Source organism: Saccharopolyspora sp. SCSIO 74807 (assembly GCF_037023755.1).
Classification (GTDB): domain Bacteria; phylum Actinomycetota; class Actinomycetes; order Mycobacteriales; family Pseudonocardiaceae; genus Saccharopolyspora_C; species Saccharopolyspora_C galaxeae.
Genome location: NZ_CP146100.1, coordinates 1,253,970 through 1,270,336, shown reverse-complemented (window position 1 = coordinate 1,270,336; position 16,367 = coordinate 1,253,970). Strand labels below are relative to the sequence as shown.

At 72.3% G+C, this 16,367-nt stretch carries 11 protein-coding genes; 7 read left to right on the top strand and 4 right to left on the bottom strand.

Annotated features, from left to right (window positions below):
- Positions 1 to 77 precede the first annotated feature (77 nt).
- Positions 78 to 938 (top strand): bifunctional hydroxymethylpyrimidine kinase/phosphomethylpyrimidine kinase, encoded by an 861-nt coding sequence (thiD, locus tag V1457_RS05595; RefSeq protein ID WP_200068344.1) that lies wholly within the window; start codon positions 78 to 80, stop codon positions 936 to 938.
- 395 nt (positions 939 to 1,333) lie between these two features.
- On the top strand, positions 1,334 to 3,292 hold the full coding sequence (locus V1457_RS05590; RefSeq protein ID WP_233626603.1) for an FUSC family protein: 1,959 nt from the start codon (positions 1,334 to 1,336) through the stop codon (positions 3,290 to 3,292).
- A gap of 152 nt (positions 3,293 to 3,444) precedes the next feature.
- On the opposite strand, the gene pssA is transcribed toward V1457_RS05590, so the two are convergent.
- The 4 genes from pssA to glp form a co-directional block, all read right to left on the bottom strand.
- Positions 3,445 to 4,383 (bottom strand): CDP-diacylglycerol--serine O-phosphatidyltransferase, encoded by a 939-nt coding sequence (pssA, locus tag V1457_RS05585; protein WP_200068346.1) that lies wholly within the window; start codon positions 4,381 to 4,383, stop codon positions 3,445 to 3,447.
- Entirely contained in the window at positions 4,380 to 5,129 is a 750-nt protein-coding gene (locus V1457_RS05580) for a phosphatidylserine decarboxylase (protein WP_338601053.1), read from the bottom strand. The genes pssA and V1457_RS05580 overlap by 4 nt, the downstream gene beginning before the upstream one ends.
- A gap of 562 nt (positions 5,130 to 5,691) precedes the next feature.
- Entirely contained in the window at positions 5,692 to 7,653 is a 1,962-nt protein-coding gene (locus tag V1457_RS05575; RefSeq protein ID WP_338601050.1) for a M48 family metallopeptidase, read from the bottom strand.
- Positions 7,654 to 7,724: 71 nt separating this feature from the next.
- Positions 7,725 to 8,972, bottom strand: a complete 1,248-nt coding sequence (glp, locus tag V1457_RS05570; protein ID WP_338601047.1) for a gephyrin-like molybdotransferase Glp — start codon at positions 8,970 to 8,972, stop codon at positions 7,725 to 7,727.
- A 318-nt stretch (positions 8,973 to 9,290) separates the two neighbouring features.
- Here glp and V1457_RS05565 point away from each other — a divergent pair, with 318 nt between their 5' ends.
- The 5 genes from V1457_RS05565 to V1457_RS05545 all read left to right on the top strand — a co-directional run bounded on the left by V1457_RS05565 (position 9,291) and on the right by V1457_RS05545 (position 16,363).
- A complete protein-coding gene (locus V1457_RS05565) occupies positions 9,291 to 9,968 on the top strand; it encodes a TIGR00266 family protein (RefSeq protein ID WP_200068350.1) in 678 nt (225 codons plus the stop codon).
- Positions 9,969 to 10,275: 307 nt separating this feature from the next.
- The gene (locus tag V1457_RS05560) at positions 10,276 to 10,479 is read left to right on the top strand and encodes a cold-shock protein (RefSeq protein WP_200068351.1); all 204 of its coding nucleotides are present in this window, start codon (positions 10,276 to 10,278) and stop codon (positions 10,477 to 10,479) included.
- A 231-nt stretch (positions 10,480 to 10,710) separates the two neighbouring features.
- Positions 10,711 to 12,099 carry a serine/threonine-protein kinase gene (locus tag V1457_RS05555; RefSeq protein ID WP_200068352.1) on the top strand — a complete coding sequence of 463 codons (1,389 nt, stop codon included), beginning with the start codon at positions 10,711 to 10,713 and terminating at the stop codon, positions 12,097 to 12,099.
- Between the two features lie 298 nt (positions 12,100 to 12,397).
- Entirely contained in the window at positions 12,398 to 14,035 is a 1,638-nt protein-coding gene (gene groL, locus V1457_RS05550) for a chaperonin GroEL (protein WP_200068698.1), read from the top strand.
- 309 nt (positions 14,036 to 14,344) lie between these two features.
- Positions 14,345 to 16,363 carry a beta-N-acetylglucosaminidase domain-containing protein gene (locus V1457_RS05545; protein ID WP_338601042.1) on the top strand — a complete coding sequence of 673 codons (2,019 nt, stop codon included), beginning with the start codon at positions 14,345 to 14,347 and terminating at the stop codon, positions 16,361 to 16,363.
- Positions 16,364 to 16,367: the final 4 nt, after the last annotated feature.

The window sequence follows — 16,367 nt, the reverse complement described above, 5'->3', positions numbered from 1 at the left end:
GGTGGCGAAAGCGGCTGACGCCGCTTGAAAAGACCAACACCAGAACCGTTCCGAGACAGGCGCCTAGGATGAGCAGGATGTACGACGAGCCTGGCCTGCGACGACCCGCCAACGACACGGCGCCGCCGACCGCGCTGACCATCGCCGGCTCGGACTCCGGTGGCAGTGCCGGGATGCACGCCGATCTGCGCGCGTTCTTCTCCTGCGGCGTGCACGGCATGACCGCGGTGACCGCGGTGACCGTGCAGAACACCGTGGGAGTCACGGGCCTGGTGGAAATCCCGGCGGAGACGGTGGGTGCGCAGATCGGCGCCGTCGCCTCGGACATCGGGGTGGATGCGGCGAAGACGGGGGTGCTGGCCTCGGCGGCGACCATAGAGGCGGTCGTGGCCGCCTGCGACGAGCACGGCATCGGCGGCTCCGGCCGCACCCCGTTCGTCGTCGACCCGGTCGCCGCATCCCGCAGCGGTGAGCCGCTGTTGCGCGCGGACGCCCTCGACGTGCTGCGCTACCAGGCGTTCCCCAGGGCGACGCTGGTGACGCCGAACCTGGACGAGGTGCGGCTGCTCACCGGCCGCGACGCGCGCACCCGGGACGACCTGCTGGACGCGGCGAAGGCGGTGCACGACTTCGGGCCGCAGTGGGTGCTGATCAAGAGCGGGCACCTGCGGGACGACCCGGAGTGCGTGGACCTGCTCTTCGACGGCAGCACGGCGATGCCGCTGCCGGGCCCGCGCTACTCCACGGTGCACACGCACGGCGCCGGTGACGTGTTCGCTTCGGCGATCACCGCCGCGCTCGCCAAGGGTGCTGCGGTGCCGGAGGCGGTGGCGGCGGGCAAGCGGTTCGTGACGCGCAGTGTCGAGCACGCCTACCCGCTCGGTTCCGGAGTGGGACCGGTGTCGACGTTCTGGCGGATCAGCCCGCGGTCGATCTGATGGGGACCGGCTTGAGTTACCTGATCGAGTGATTTTCGACGACGCCGTAACTCACGAGGCGGGTCGCACCGACATAGATCGTGAGTCATGCGGCAGCCTGCCGATCGGCCAGTGCCTCTCCGGCCCAGTGCTTGTCCGGCCAGTGTTTGTCCGGCCCAGTGCCTCTCCGGCCCAGTGCCTCGTCGGCGCTGTGCCTCTGCGGCGCTGGGCCCCTCCGGCGCTGTGCTTCCCCGACTCCGCGCCGCTCGGGCGAAGCCCGCTGCGGATGCCGGGGGAATGCCCGGCGTCCTGCGCAACGCTCGGCTACGGGGCGCATCGACCTCTCGCACGCGACGAAGAAGTAGGAGTAAGCGACCACCGTGGCTGCATCGGTGTTGACGAAGGTAAGAGAGCGGTTGGACACCGGCCTGAACACCGAGGCGGGGGCGCCGGATCTCCGGCGGCGCCAGTACGCGGTGGCCGTGCTCGTGACCGCGGTCGTGGCCACCGCGGGCGGCTGGTTGTTCGACCTGCGCACGCCCGCGCTGATCGGCGGGCTGACCGCGGTGTTCGCCCTGGTGGCGGCCGGTGGGCGGTCGCTGCGGTCGGATCTGCACCGGTTCTCCTGGTTCGGTCCGGCGCTGGTGCTGGTGATGGCGCTGGGACCGGTGCTCTACGGCATCCCGGTGCTGGCCGGGTCGCTGGTCGCGGTGGTCGTGTTCGGTTCCGGGATGCTGCCCGCGCTCGGCGAGCAGTACCGGGTCAGCGGGCAGACGTTCGCGGCGGCGACGTTGTTCTCCAGCACCACCGGCATCGGTAGCGACCAGCCCGCCTGGATGCTGTTCCTGTGCACCGTCGCAGGTGCGTTGTTCGCGCTGGTCCTGCGAGTGCTCATCGGCATCGGCGACTCGACCCGCGCGACCCGCGCGGCCGTCGCCCGCACGCTGCTCGAACCCGGGCCGGGGGTGTTGGAGTCGGCCGCGAGCGCTTGGCGCGCGGACGGCTCCACGACCTGGCTCGGGCAGGTGCTGGCCGGCGCGGCCCGGTTCCGCGCGGCCCGCGAGGCACTGCTGGCGCAGGCCGAGCAGGCCGACCGGATCGAAGCCGAGCGGCTGCACCGCATCGTCGCCGAGGCCGACCTCGTCGCCGCCGAACTCGCCCGCGCGGTGCGTTCCCGCGCCTGCAGCGGGCTGCCCGCGATGGCGCGCGTCGACCCCGCGCAGGCCGTGGTCTCCGCGGGCGGCAGGCAGGACCTGCCGGAAGCGGTCGCCGGGATGAACCAGGGGCTGGACCGGATCCGCGGCGCGGTCGTGCAGCGGGTCGAAGCGCCCGCCAGCCCGCCCGCGCCCGGCGGTGCCAAGCAGCGCGCGATCGGCGGCATCAAGGCTCACCTGTCGTTGCGGTCATCGCTGTTCCGGCACGCGTTGCGCTGCACGCTCGCGGTGGGGATCGGGCTGGTGATCGTGCTGCTGCTGCACGATCCGTCGGCGTCGACGCTGCTGCTCGCGCTGTACGTGGTGCTCGCGCCCGCGGCGCGGGACAGCATGAACGGGGCGCTGGAGCGGACCGGTGGCGCGGTGCTCGGCGTGGTCTTCCTCGCCGCGCTGATCACGCTGCTGCCGGGGGTGTACCTGCTGGTGCCCGCGGTGGTGGCGGCGATGCTGCTCGGGGTGGAGCGGCTGCGCACCGACTACCAGGTGCTGCTGAGCTCGTTGATCGTCATCACCGCGGTGGACCAGGCGATGCGGCTGGACCGGCCGCTGGCCAACGTCGCGATCAGCTTCGCGTCGAACACCGCGGTCGGCGCGGCCATCGCGCTCGGCGTCGGCTACGTCAGCTTCATCGTGCTGCCCAGCAGCATGGTGCCGGACGTGCGCGGTGCGGTCCGCTCCACCGTGTGGTCGGTCTCCGAGCTGCTGCGCAGCGTGCGCGCGGCCGGGCAGGGCCACCAGGTGCAGGCGGCGATGCAGGCCGCGCACGTGCTCGCGCTGCGGCGGACCCAGGACCTGCTCGGGATGCCCGCGCTGCTGGACGACCCGGAGTCGGACGAGGACCAGGAGGCCACCCGGGCCGCGGCGATCGCGCTGGACGCGCTGCGCCAGGACGTGTCGACGCTGGCGTTCCGGCCGGAGGACGAGCAGGCCGTCGCGGTGCCCGCGCTGCAGGCGGTGGACCAGCTGCTCAGCGGGCGGCCCACGGCGAAGGTGCCGGACATCCAGTCCGCCGGGGCTCCCGCGACCGAGCTGCTGGCGAGTTCGCTGGTGGAGAACGCGCTGCACGCGCGCTCGGCGATCGATCGGACGCTGGGCAATCAGCAGCCGTGGAAGCGCTACACGATCAACTTCGTGCGCACCGAACGCCTCCGCATCCGCTGAGCGCTCTGCGCCGACGAGTGAGCGGACCGCTCAAGACGGGTCGACGGTCCGCTCGCTCCGGCTCACCGCGCGCCTCGGCTCGTCGAGCCGAGTGAGCGGCCTGCTCGCCCCACTGGATCGGTCGAACAGCCCGTTCGCTCGGCCGGGATGGCTCAGCGGGGGCTGCCGTTGCGGCTGCGGCGCAGTCCGAGGCGGCGCCAGCTCAACCGGGGGCCTTCCGGCCCGCGGGTGCGGCGCATCCGCTGCCGCGCCCCGGCCAGCGCCCGGCGCGGGTGCGGCGGCCGCAGCCCGAGCCGCCGCTGGGTGCGCCTGCGGATGGCGCGGCGCTCGCGCGGCGGCGCCGCCCACGCCTCCGGGTGCCGCAGCAGCCAGCGGTACCGGTACACCGCGTACGGGATGTGCACGAGGTACACCACCAGCGCCACGGCCAGCGAGACCAGCGGGAACATGATGATCCCCGCGGCCAGCAGCGCCACCAGCACCAGCAGCGGAGCGACCGCCTTCGCAGGCACCTTCACGGTCTTCAGCGACAACGTCGGCACCCGGCTCACCGCGAGCGCGGCGACCGCGACCATCCAGACCATCACCACGGGCTGCTGCGCCCACCAGCCCGGATAGCCGAAGTGCGCGGTCAGCACCAGCGGCAGCAGCGCCAGCAACCCGGCCGCGGGCGCGGGCACGCCGACGAAGAACTCCTTGCTGAAGGCGGGCTGCTCGACGTCGTCCAGCAACGTGTTGAACCGAGCCAGCCGCAGGATCATGCACACCGCGAAGACCAGCGCGGCGATCCAGCCCGCCCGGTTGTCCTGCAACTGCCAGGCGTAGAGCGTCAGCGCGGGGGCGACGCCGAAGGACATCGCGTCGGACAGCGAGTCCAGCTCAGCGCCCATCCGCGTGGTGGCGTCCAGCAGCCGCGCGATCCGCCCGTCCAGCCCGTCCAGCACGGCGGCCACCGCGACCGCCGCGATGGCTCCGGTGAGCTGCGCGTTCAGCGCGAACTGCACGGCCGACAGCCCGGCGCACATCGCCAGCACGGTGACGGCGTTGGGCAGCAGCCGGATTCCGGGTGGTGCGCCGCGCAGCCCGTTCATGCCTGCCCGCCGCTGGCCGGGGATTCCGCCGCCGCGCCGGTCGGCAGCTCGGCAACCGCGGTTTCCGCGCCGACGGTGCGCTGGCCGGGTTCCACCAGCACCCGGCTGCCCGGCGGCAGGTACAGGTCCACGCGGGAGCCGAAGCGGATCAGCCCGTAGGTGTGCCCGGCCAGCACCCGGTCGCCGTCGCGCACCGAGCTGACGATGCGGCGCGCGACCAGCCCGGCGATCTGCACCACCACCAGTTCGTGCCCGTCGTCGGTGCGCAGCAGCAGCGAGTTGCGCTCGTTGTCCTCGCTGGCCTTGTCCAGGTCGGCGGACAGGAAGGCGCCGGGCCGGTAGGCGGTCTTGGCGATCTCCCCGGTGGCGGGCAGCCGTTGCACGTGCACGTCGAAGATCGTGAGGAACACGCTGACCCGGGTCAGCGGTCGATCGCCGAGCCCGAGTTCGGGTGGTGGCACGGCGGTCTCCACGTGCGCCACGGTGCCGTCGGCGGGCGCGACCGCGATGCCGTCGCGCTGCGGCGTGACCCGCGCGGGCTCGCGGAAGAACCAGGCGCACCAGGCCGTGGCGATGCCGCCGAGCACGCCCGCGGGCCGCCACTTGCGGCGCAGCAGCAGCGTCGCGGCCGCCGCGCCGAGCACGAACGGCTTGCCCGCCGGATGCATCGGCGGAACGGTGTCGCGGGCGAGCTGAGCCAGGTGCGCCAGCGGGTTCGTCGTGCCTGGTTCTGTCTGGGTGCTCATCGAGCTGCTACACCCCGTGCGTCGGAGGTCGGTGCTGCGGCGCGGTGACCGCGCTGCGGCCGTGTCGGTACAGCATCGCGGACGCGGCCGCGGCTTCGACGCCAGGGGGCGGTGTGGATCACGCGGGTCGCTGTGCGCAGGTGAAAGCGCGTTGCGTGCTGATTCGTGCCGGATGCGTGAGCGGCGGCTCGGCCAGGTGGCGGCCGCGGCCGGGCGAGTCGGCGGAGCCCGGTGGCAGAAACGGGCCGCAAATTAAGGATGCCGGAGCGGACCGGCGCCCCCGAAGCGCCGGTGCCGCTCCGGCACCGCACCGCAAGGCGCCTCCCCGTTGGCGCCGAGCGGTCCCCGAGGTGGGTCCGTGCACCCCCCGACGGCACACGGGACCCGGGGTTGCCCGCTGCCCGCGGCGAAGCGGGAGCGGACGTCTGTGAAGACGGAGTCGATCGACGGGTTGTTACGCGGTCACCAGTGTAATTGGGCTCACACGAACTACGTAGCCGCTATTGGAGGACATTGGTCTGCGATTTGCTCACGCAGAGTCACATCCCTGCCTGGGCGGGCTTCACTCGGCCGGTGCGCCCCGCCTGTCGTCGATCGACATCCGGGCGCCCATCAGCTCACCCAGCCCGCGGTACGGATCGCCGCGCTCCTCGGAATCCCCGCTGCTGCGCACGATCAACTCCGGGATGTCGTTCGGACCCTGCTGCACGGCGTCCTGCTGCACCGTCGACATCGACGCGTCGTCCAAGTACAGCTCCAGCGTCAGCGACCAGCCGGAACGTTCCTGCACCAGCGTCGCGACCGCCACGTCGCGGCTGTCGATCCATTGCGCGTCGGCCTGCTCCCGCAACCGCTGCACCGGGGTCTCCGAGAGCTCGCAGAGCTCCTCGTTCTCCGCCTTCCGCAGCCGCCCGACCGCGCCGGCCAGCAGCCGCTTCGCCGGGCTGGCCGCGCTCGGCACCAGCACCAGGCCCCGGTCGGTGACCACCATGTCGAACCGCCCGCCCGCGTACTGCACCGGGCTGACGACCCCGGAGATCGACGGGTCCGGGTCGTCGGCGGGCTCCCGGTAGTGCTGCAACGGCACGCCCAGATCCACCAGCGCCCGATGCAATCCGGGCACCAGCCGCGGGTCCTGCACCGCCGGGCGCACCAGCCGGTCCGGGTCCAGCGGGTGGCCGGTGGACAGCCGCACCACCGACTCGCCCGCCCAGTCCAGTTCGTGCTGCGCGCGCCCGGCGCACACCAGCGCGTCCACCACCGCGCCGCCGAGCAGCTCGGTGAGGGTGTCCACCACGGCCTCGTCCAGCTTCTCCGGGCTCAGGCCCGGATTGAGCACCGGGTTGATCAGGTCGGCGCGCTGGTCGCGGTGGATCGCGGCCAGCACTCCGCCGATCGCGGGCTGGCAGTCCAGGCCGCTCTGGCGCACCGCCGAAGCCAGCAGCCCGGCCTGCCGCGCGACCGCCGCGGCGCCCGCCTTGCGCGCCAGGTCCGGCCAGGGCAGCCGCGGGCCGAGACCGTCGACCAGCAACCGGTCCTCCAGCGCGGGAACCGTCTCGCGCGGTTCCCGCAGCAGCGCGAACGCGGGCCGGTCGTCGGGATCGCGGTCGCCGCCGCGCAGCCGCTTCATCGCCTCCACCCGTTCCCGGGTGGACGGGCGCACGCCGCGTTCTTCGGCGATCGCCTGCTTGACGCGCTCGGACAGCTCCGGTTTGCGCTCCGGGTGGTCCATGAAAGCCCGGAAGCCCAGCAGCAGGTCCGGGGTGTGCTCCACCTTGGCGGCCATCGTGAGGTACTCCTCGGCGTAGGCGCGCCACCCGAATTCGACGGCCTGCACCTTCCGCAACGAGGTCACCGCGGCCCGCTTGCCCGCCGCCTGCACGGCGATGGTGTCCGCGCCGAACCACAGGTTCGCTCCCGGATCGCCCGCCACCGCCGCGTACGCGCGGGCGTAGCCGGTGAACAGCCACTTCGCCGGGCCGCCGGTGAGCCCTTCAGCGGTGCGCAGCACGCTGGTCCGGACCCGGTCGGCCAGCACCACCAGCCGGCCGGCGCCGACGGTGCGGCCGAGCTCGCGCGCCGCGACGGCCCGCAGATCGCTCGCCGACAACCCGGCCAGCAGCGGCAACCCGATCTCCAGGTAGCGCGCCCGCACCCGCAGGCCCAGCAGCGCGGTGTCCTCGCGCAGCAGCGACCCCGGCTCCGAGGTGATCCGCACTTCGTCCGGGGGCTGCGCGCCGGAACCGGTGCAGACGGTGTCGATCACCTTCCAGACCTTCGGCTGCTCCGCGCGCTTGAGCGCGACTCCGCGCGGGATCTCTTGGCTGCGCAGCACCGTGCGCAGGCCGATGCCGACCACGGCGGCGACCACGAAAGCGGCCAGCCCGGCTCGCGCGCCGAGTCCGATGTCGGCGCGCACGGTGTAAGCGGTGATGCCCAGCAGGCCGAGCACCACGGCCAGTGGGAAGGCGAAGAAGCCGATGTGCAACGCCAGCGCCAGGGCGGCGCGCCAGGGGCCACGCACGGGAACTCCAGCTCGAAGTAGACGCGCACCCCGGGGTGCGCGGGCGGACTTGGCGGACTGCTGCTGCGAGGTCACTCCATCAAGATCACGTCCACGGTCGCGCCCGCGGGTAGCGAAGTCGTCTCCTCCGGCACCTCGAGCAGGCTGTTCGCCCCGGCCATCGCGGAGAGCAGGTGCGAGCCGGGTCCGCCGTGCGGGGTCACCGTCGCGGTCGCCGGGTCGAACACCGCTCTGCGGTACTGCCGCCTGCCCGCCGAGGTCTTCTCCAGCGGCTCGGTCAGCACGGCCTGCCTCGTCGGCCGCTGGTTGCGGTGGTGCCCGGCCGCCGAACGCAGCGCCGGGCGCACGAAGATCTCGAACGACACCATGGAGCTGACCGGGTTGCCGGGCAGCGTCACCACCGCGGGACCGTCCCGGTAGCGCCCGCAGCCCTGCGGCATCCCCGGCTGCATCGCGACCTTGGTGAACTCCACGCCGTTGCCCGCCAGCGCGTCCTTGACCACCTCGTACGCCCCGGCGCTGACCCCGCCGGAGGTGAGGATCAGGTCGGTGGTCTCCAGGTGCGGCTGCAGCGCGGCGTGGAACGACTCCACGTCGTCGGGCACGAACCGCAGCAGCTGCGCCTCGCCGCCGGCCTCGCGCACCGCAGCGGCCAGCATCAGCCCGTTGGACTCGTAGATCTGCCCGGCGCGCAGCGGCGAACCCGGTTCCACGAGTTCCGAACCGGTGGACAGCACCAGGACCCGCACCGGCCGCCGCACCGGCAGCCGCGCGGCGCCGACGGCCGCGGCGATGCCGAGCTGCGCCGGGCCCAGGGACACTCCGGCGTGGAGCACCGCCGTGCCGACCTGCACGTCCTCCCCGGCTCGGCGCAGGTGCGCACCGGGTTGCACGGAAGCGTGCAGGCGCACCTCGGAGGTCCCGGCGTCGGTGCGTTCCACCGGTACGACCGCGTCCGCTCCCGCGGGCATCTGCGCGCCGGTCATGATCCGGTGCGCGGTGCCGGGCTGCAGCGGCGGGCTGTCGATCCGGCCTGCCGGGACGTCCTCGCTGACCGGCAGCGTCACCGGGTCGTCCGGGCCCGCTTCGGCCACGTCCACCGAGCGGACCGCGTAACCGTCCATCGCGGAGTTGTCGAACGGTGGCAGCGGGATCGCCGCCACCAGGTCTTCGGCCAGCGCCAGGTCCAGGCAGTCCGCCAGCGGGCGGGACTCGGCGCGGGCCGGGGGCAGCAGGGTGGCGATCCGCGCCTGGTGTTCGGGCACCGGGGTCAACCCGGATGGTCCAGTTGCTTGGGGCACGCCCCGATCATCGGTCATGGGGTGCCGCGCTGTCGCCACCGGCGTGCCAAAAGCGACTTGCGCCGCTGGGCTCCGGGGCCGCGGTGGATCGCGCCGCTTCGGTGGGTGATGGTTCGTGCGCGTTTCGCTTCCGCTTCGGGCGATCGTCGGCTCGGTGCTGTGGCCGTTGCGTAGCAACGGCGCGTCCGCATCGGCGACCGGCGCCGGGTGTCCTCATTGGAAACCGGCGTTGGGCGTCCTCGTAGGCGACCGGCGCTTGGTGTCCTTATAGGCGACCGGCGCTGGGCGCCCTCATGGCAAACTGCCTCCGACCGCGCGGCGACCGGAGGAGGGCATGTGCAGGTACGAACCCGTCACACGCCGTCGTTCGGGGTCGCCAGGCTGCTGCTCGCGCCCGGCGAGCCGGTCCGGATCGCGGCCGGTTCGATGCTGGCCACCAGCTACGGCGTCGTGGTCGAAGCGCGCACCGGTGGCGGCCTGCTCAAGTCGCTGACCAGGGGAGCGTTCGGCGGCGACGCGGCGGTGACCACCTGCACGGCCGGGCAGCAGGGCGGTTGGGTCGACGTGGCGGGGCCGTTGCCCGGCGACCTCAACGTGCTCGAGCTGGACGGGCGCGGCTGGTGCGTCGCGCGCGGTGCCTGGCTCGCCTCCGGCGGGACGACGCACAGCGACGACCAGTGGCCCGGGTTCAACAACCTCTTCGGCGGTGAGCCCGGATTCCTCAGCCACGTCAGCGGGCCGGGTCCGGTGGTGCTGGCCTGCTACGGCGCGTTGGACGTGATGACCTTGCAGCCCGGTGAGTTCGTCACCGTCGATCCGGGGCACGTGGTGGCCTACGCGGATGCGGTGCAGACCCGGTTGCGCCAGGCCGGTCAGGGCGTGCCGCAGTCGATGCGCACCGGGGAGGGGCTGGTGTTCGATTTCGCCGGCCCGGGACAGGTGCTGGTGCAGACGCGGGATCCCCGCGGTCTGGCGTCCTGGTTGCAGGCGCAGGGTTCCGCGGGCCGTTCCTGACCGCTCGAATGCGGTGCTGCAAATGATCACCGTTTCGCGCATTGCGCGGTGCTGCACGGCCGGTGTTCGTCCGTCTCGAGAATCTCCGTTCGGCGGAATATGCCGCGGCGGTGGTCCGCGGGAAAGGTTTATCCGATGTATCCGATGACGGTGCGTGCTGCATAAATACACCCGTTCGGCCCAGCATTTCGCGGAAAAGTCGCAATGGTGAACGGCGGACGAATCGCGCCTTCTCGGGTAGCGTGACCCCTGCTCCAGCGGCGCTTTCGGGAGCGCCGTGCATCATTGTTTCCACTAGGAGGACGCCGTGGCGGTCGGCACGGTCAAATGGTTCAACTCGGAAAAGGGCTACGGCTTCATCGCCACCGACGGTGGTTCCGATGTGTTCGTGCACTACACCTCGATCAACATGTCCGGTTTCCGCACCCTTTCGGAAGGCGACCGGGTCGAATTCGAGGTGAAACCGGGGCGCGACGGCCGAACCCAGGCGGACGGCGTCCGCAAGGTCTGAGGCGCGCACTGCGGGCCCGGCTCCGGATCGGGGCCGGGCCGCGTGCTGTCCGGCGAATTCGCGCCGCCCGCGATTCGGTGCCCGCGCATCCGGTGCTCGATTCGCCGCCGGTCCCGTCCAGATCTGGTCCGCTGGGCCGGTTTGCTGCTGGGCCGGTTTGCTGGGCCGATCCGACGACGCGCTCCCGGAACCCGCAGACGTCGCTGATCGCCGACCGTTAGGCTCCCCCGCGTGTCGGAAGACCTCACCGGACGCCGCCTCGGCCACTTCAAGATCGACGGGGTGCTGGGCCGCGGCGGGATGAGCGTGCTCTACCGCGCCACCGATACCCGCCTGGGCCGCAAGGTCGCGCTCAAGGTCATGGGCGAGCACATCACCGGTGATGCCGAGTTCCGCGAGCGGTTCGTCGACGAGGCCCGCAACACCTCCGCCATCGACCACGCGAACGTCGTGCCGCTGTACGACTTCGGCGAGATCGACGGGATGCTCTACATCGCGATGCGGCTGGTCGACGGGTCCGACCTGGCCAGCCTGATCAAGGACGGCCCGATCTCGCCGTACCGCGCGGTGGAACTGCTCAGCCAGGTAGCCGAGGCGCTGGACATGCTGCACGAGCGCGGGCTGGTGCACCTGGACCTCAAACCGGCGAACGTGCTGGTGACCTCGCGGGAGTCCGCGGGCGAGCACGTGTACCTCGCGGATTTCGGGCTGACCCGCCGCGGCGCTACCGGGCACCGCACCAGCTCCGGCGACTTCCTCGGTTCGCCGACCTACGCCGCGCCGGAGCACCTGCGCGGCGAGCCGGTCGACGGACGCACCGATCTCTACGCGCTGTGCTGCATGCTGTTCGCCTGCCTGACCGGCCGCCCGCCCTTCCAGGGCGACGTGCAGGAGGTCATCCAGGGTCACTTGAACGCCGAGCCGCCGTCCGCGACGGCGCTGCTGTCGCTGCCGGCGGGGATCGACGCCGTGCTGCGCAACGGCATGTCGAAGAAGCCGGACCAGCGCTACGACGACTGCCGGAAGCTGATGGCGGCCGCGAAGGAAGTGCTGGCGCAGTCCGGGGATGCGCGCACGAAGCGCACCATGCCCGCGGTCGGGCCGCCTTCCGGTCCGCAGCCCGCGCAACCCGGCCCGGTGCCGAACCAGGGCGGACCGGGTTCGGCACCGCCGGTGGCTCCCGGGCCGTTCGGGCCGTCCTACCCGCAGCAGGGCGGTCGGCATCCGGGCGGGCAGCCTCCGGGCTCGCAGCCTCCGGTGAGCCCTCCGGGTGTGCAGCCGCCGGGTGCCCAGCATCCCGGTGCCCAGCCGCAGCCTCCGGGCGTCCGACCTCCCGGTGCCCGGCCGCCGGGAACCCAGCCGCCGGGCGGCGAACCGGTCCGGCTGCGGCCGCCGATGCCCGCGCAGGGCTCGCCGTTCGCGGCCAAGCGGACCGGCGGCACGGCGAAGTGGCTGGTGCCGCTGCTGATCGCGGTGGCTGTTGTCGTGCTCGCGGTCCTGTTCATCGCGATGGCGGTCTCGTCGGGCGGTTCCGGCGGCGGCCCGTCCGGCGGTTCACCGCCGTCCTCGTCGTACAACAGCACCGAACTGCCCACCGAGGTCCCCACGGTCGGCGGCTGAACGGCCTGATCACCTGGGCGAACCCGATGCGCCCGCTCGATCGGGCGAAAAGCGGTCTGCGCCGGAGCGGAGCGGGCGAGCGGCTTGCACTCGATGTGTGTGAGTGCTAAACCTGGATCTGGCACTCAGCGCAGTTGAGTGCCAGGTCGGGACGGTGAGGCCGTCGCGCCGGTGCCACACGACGGTGCCGCCGCGTCCGGTCGTCCGTCGCGGGCACCGAGCCTGGCCGAGCACAGAGTCCTGCCACGGGGTGAACATCCCCCGCGTGGCGTCCAGACAGGTGGAGGACCACACCGCAATGGCCAAGATGATCGCGTTCGACGAGGAAGCCCGCCGCGGCCTTGAGCGCGGCATGAACACCCTCGCCGACGCCGTCAAGGTGACGCTCGGGCCGAGGGGCCGCAACGTCGTGCTCGAAAAGAAGTGGGGCGCGCCGACCATCACCAACGACGGCGTCTCCATCGCCAAGGAGATCGAGCTCGAGGACGCCTGGGAGAAGATCGGCGCCGAGCTCGTCAAGGAAGTGGCGAAGAAGACCGACGACGTCGCCGGTGACGGCACGACGACCGCCACCGTGCTGGCCCAGGCGCTGGTGCGCGAGGGTCTGCGCAACGTGGCGGCAGGCGCCAGCCCGATCGCCCTCAAGCGGGGCATCGAGAAGGCCACCGAGGCGATCGCCGAGCAGCTGCTCAAGAACGCCAAGGAGATCGAGACCAAGGACCAGATCGCCGCCACCGCGGGGATCTCGGCCGGCGACCGCCAGATCGGCGAGCTCATCGCCGAGGCGATGGACAAGGTCGGCAAGGAAGGCGTCATCACCGTCGAGGAGAGCAACACCTTCGGGCTCGAGCTCGAGCTCACCGAGGGGATGCGCTTCGACAAGGGCTACATCTCCCCGTACTTCGTGACCGACACGGAGCGGATGGAGGCGTCCCTCGACGACCCGTACATCCTGCTGCTGAGCAGCAAGATCTCGAACATCAAGGACCTGCTCCCGCTGCTGGAGAAGGTCATGCAGTCGAACAAGCCGCTGCTGATCATCTCGGAGGACGTCGAGGGCGAGGCCCTGTCCACCCTGGTGGTCAACAAGATCCGCGGCACGTTCAAGTCGGTCGCGGTCAAGGCCCCCGGCTTCGGCGACCGCCGCAAGGCGATGCTGCAGGACATGGCGATCCTGACCGGCGGCCAGGTGATCTCCGAGGAGGTCGGCCTGAAGCTGGAGAGCGCCGACCTGCCGCTGCTGGGCCAGGCGCGCAAGGTCGTCGTCACCAAGGACGAGACCACCATCGTCGAGGGCGCCGGTGACGACGAGCAGATCGCCGGCCGGGTCAACGAGATCCGCGCCGAGATCGACCGCTCGGACTCCGACTACGACCGCGAGAAGCTGCAGGAGCGGCTGGCCAAGCTGGCCGGCGGCGTGGCCGTGATCAAGGCCGGTGCGGCGACCGAGGTCGAGCTCAAGGAGCGCAAGCACCGGATCGAGGACGCGGTCCGCAACGCCAAGGCCGCCGTCGAGGAGGGCGTCGTCGCCGGTGGCGGCGTTTCCCTGCTGCAGGCGACCGTGGCCGCGTTCGACGACCTCAAGCTGGAGGGCGACGAGGCGACCGGCGCGAACAGCGTCCGGCTGGCCGTCGAGGGCCCGCTCAAGCAGATCGCCATCAACGCCGGCCTCGAGGGCGGCGTCGTGGCGGAGAAGGTCAAGGGCCTCGCCCCCGGCCACGGCCTCAACGCCGCGACCGGCGAGTACGAGGACCTGCTGGCCGCGGGCGTCACCGACCCGGCCAAGGTCACCCGCTCGGCGCTGCAGAACGCCGCGTCGATCGCCGCGCTGTTCCTGACCACCGAGGCCGTGGTCGCGGACAAGCCGGAGAAGGAGGCGGCCGGTGCCGCCGCCGGTGGTGGCGACCCGATGGGTGGCATGGGCGGCATGATGTGACGACCGCCGTGCCCGGGCGGCAGCGTCCGCGCTGACGCCCGCACCGCACGCGAGGAGGGCCGTTCCCGTTCGGGGAGCGGCCCTTCGTCGTGTCCGGCCCCTTTCCGGCCGGTTCCGTAGGCCCGTGCGTGTCGCGTCGCGGGGCGCTGCGCTGGGTACGTTGTGCTGGGCGTTCGGTGCCGCCGCCCGGTGGTGGCGGGCAGCGGCCCGGCGATGATCGTGGCGGGACCGCGTCAGCCCGCGGCCGCCCGGACCGGGATGTGATCTCCTGGTATCCGCACGTGCCAGGTCGAAGGAGGTTCGGACGGCATGTCCTTTCCGTTGCGCCGGCTCGCCGGTCCGGTGGCCGCACTGATCAGCGCGGCGATGCTCGCCGCGGGCTGCACCGCCGGTGCCCCGCCGGAGCAGGCACCGCCCGGGAACGAAGAGGTCTCCGGGCCGGACTCCTTCCCGGCCGAAGGCGTTCCGCAGGTGGTGCCGCAGCCGCAGAAGATGGAACGGCTCGGTGACGACGTCGCGGTGCGCGGCAAGGTCGAGCTGGTGCTGGACCCGCTGGTCGACCGGCAGACCCGGGACTTGGCCGAGAACGTGCTGCGCTCGGCCGGGGCCTCCGAGGTCGTGGTGCGGCCGCCGGGGCCGCCGGTGCAGGACGCCACGCTGCGGGTGCGCATCGGCGACCGGAGCTCGCCCGGCGTGACGAAGGGCTTGCAGGACAATTACTGGGGTTCGCCGTCGCCGCTGCCCGCCGAGGGCTACGTGTTCGCCGCGTCCGGCGGCAAGGACTCGGTGATCCTCGGCGCGTCCGATCCCGCAGGCGCCTACTACGCGGTGCAGACGATGCGGCAACTCACCTCGCCGGGCCGGATCGCCGGGGTCGGCGTGGTGGACCAGCCGAACATGCCGCTGCGCGGTTCGATCGAGGGCTTCTACGGCACCCCGTGGACGCACGCCGAGCGGATGGACCAGCTGGCCTTCTACGGCGACGTCAAGTTCAACACCTACATCTACGCGCCGAAGGACGACCCGTTCCACCGGGAGCGCTGGCGCGAGCCGTACCCGCCGGACAAGCTCGCGCAGGTGCGGGAGCTGATCGGGCAGGCGGGCGCGCACCACGTGAACTTCACGTTCGCGCTCTCGCCGGGGAACTCGATCTGCTTCAGCGACCCGGCGGACTTCCAGGCGCTGCAGGACAAGCTGCAGACCATGTACGACTCCGGGGTGCGGGACTTCTCGGTGCCGTTCGACGACATCTCCTACACCCGCTGGAACTGCGGGCAGGACCAGGCGCGCTACGGCCCGCCGAACGAGGCCGCCGCCGGCCGGGCGCAGAAGGATCTGCTCAACCGGGTGCAGCGGGAGTTCATCGACACCCATCCCGGCGCGCGCCCGGTGCAGACCGTGCCGACGGAGTACTCCGACCTGGACGAGTCGCCTTACAAGACGGCGCTGAGCGAGGGGCTCGACCCGCGCGTGGTGCTGATGTGGACCGGCGACGGCGTGATCCCCAAGCAGATCACCGTCTCCGACGCCGAGCAGGCCGCGCAGCTCTGGGGCCGCAAGGTGTACCTGTGGGACAACTACCCGGTCAACGATTTCAAGAAGGCTCAGGGCAGGCTGCTGCTCGGGCCGTACGACCGGCGCGAGCCGGGGCTGAGCCAGCACCTCGTCGGCGATGCGGTGAACCCGATGAACCAGGCCGCGGCCAGCAAGGTCGTCGAGACCGGCGCTGCGGACTTCGCCTGGAACGACGACGACTTCGACCCGCAGCGGGCGCATCGCGCGGCGGCGCGCTACCTGGCGACGGATCCGGCCGCGGCGCTGCGGCCGGACTCGGCGGCGAACCCGGACCTGGTGCGGGCGCTGCTGGTGTTCTTCGACCTGAACAACATGTCGCCGCTGGCCAGCGGCAAGCCGTGGCAGCCACCGGCACCGGAGCTGGCCAGGCGCATCGACGAGTTCCGCGCCACGTGGGGCAGCGGGGACAACCAGGCGGCGCTGGCCGAGCTGCGCGACTACGCGCAGCAGGTCGCGCAGGCCCCGGAGCGGATCAGGTCCGGGGCGCCGCAGGACTTCGTGTCCGACTCGGAGCCGTGGTTGCAGGCCGCCGACCTGTGGGGCGACGCGTTCGTGACCACTGTGGACGGTTTGCAGGCGCGGGCGGACGGCAACGAGGCGGTGGCCGGTGAGCGGTTCGCCGCCGCCGGTGCGCAGGCCGACCGGGCCGAGCAGGTGCGGACGGTGCCGGGCGAGCCGCGCACGCCGGGGCCGGTGAAGCTCGCCGACGGGGTGCTGGACACCTTCGTCCGGCAGGCGCCGCGGCTGAAGTGACCGC

Coding starts and splice junctions, on each gene's coding strand:
- thiD (WP_200068344.1), top strand. CDS start 78: ATGTACGACGAGCCTGGCCTGCGACGACCCGCCAACGACACGGCGCCG.
- pssA (WP_200068346.1), bottom strand. CDS start 4,383: ATGAACGGGCTGCGCGGCGCACCACCCGGAATCCGGCTGCTGCCCAAC.
- V1457_RS05580 (WP_338601053.1), bottom strand. CDS start 5,129: ATGAGCACCCAGACAGAACCAGGCACGACGAACCCGCTGGCGCACCTG.
- glp (WP_338601047.1), bottom strand. CDS start 8,972: ATGACCGATGATCGGGGCGTGCCCCAAGCAACTGGACCATCCGGGTTG.
- groL (WP_200068698.1), top strand. CDS start 12,398: ATGGCCAAGATGATCGCGTTCGACGAGGAAGCCCGCCGCGGCCTTGAG.
- V1457_RS05545 (WP_338601042.1), top strand. CDS start 14,345: ATGTCCTTTCCGTTGCGCCGGCTCGCCGGTCCGGTGGCCGCACTGATC.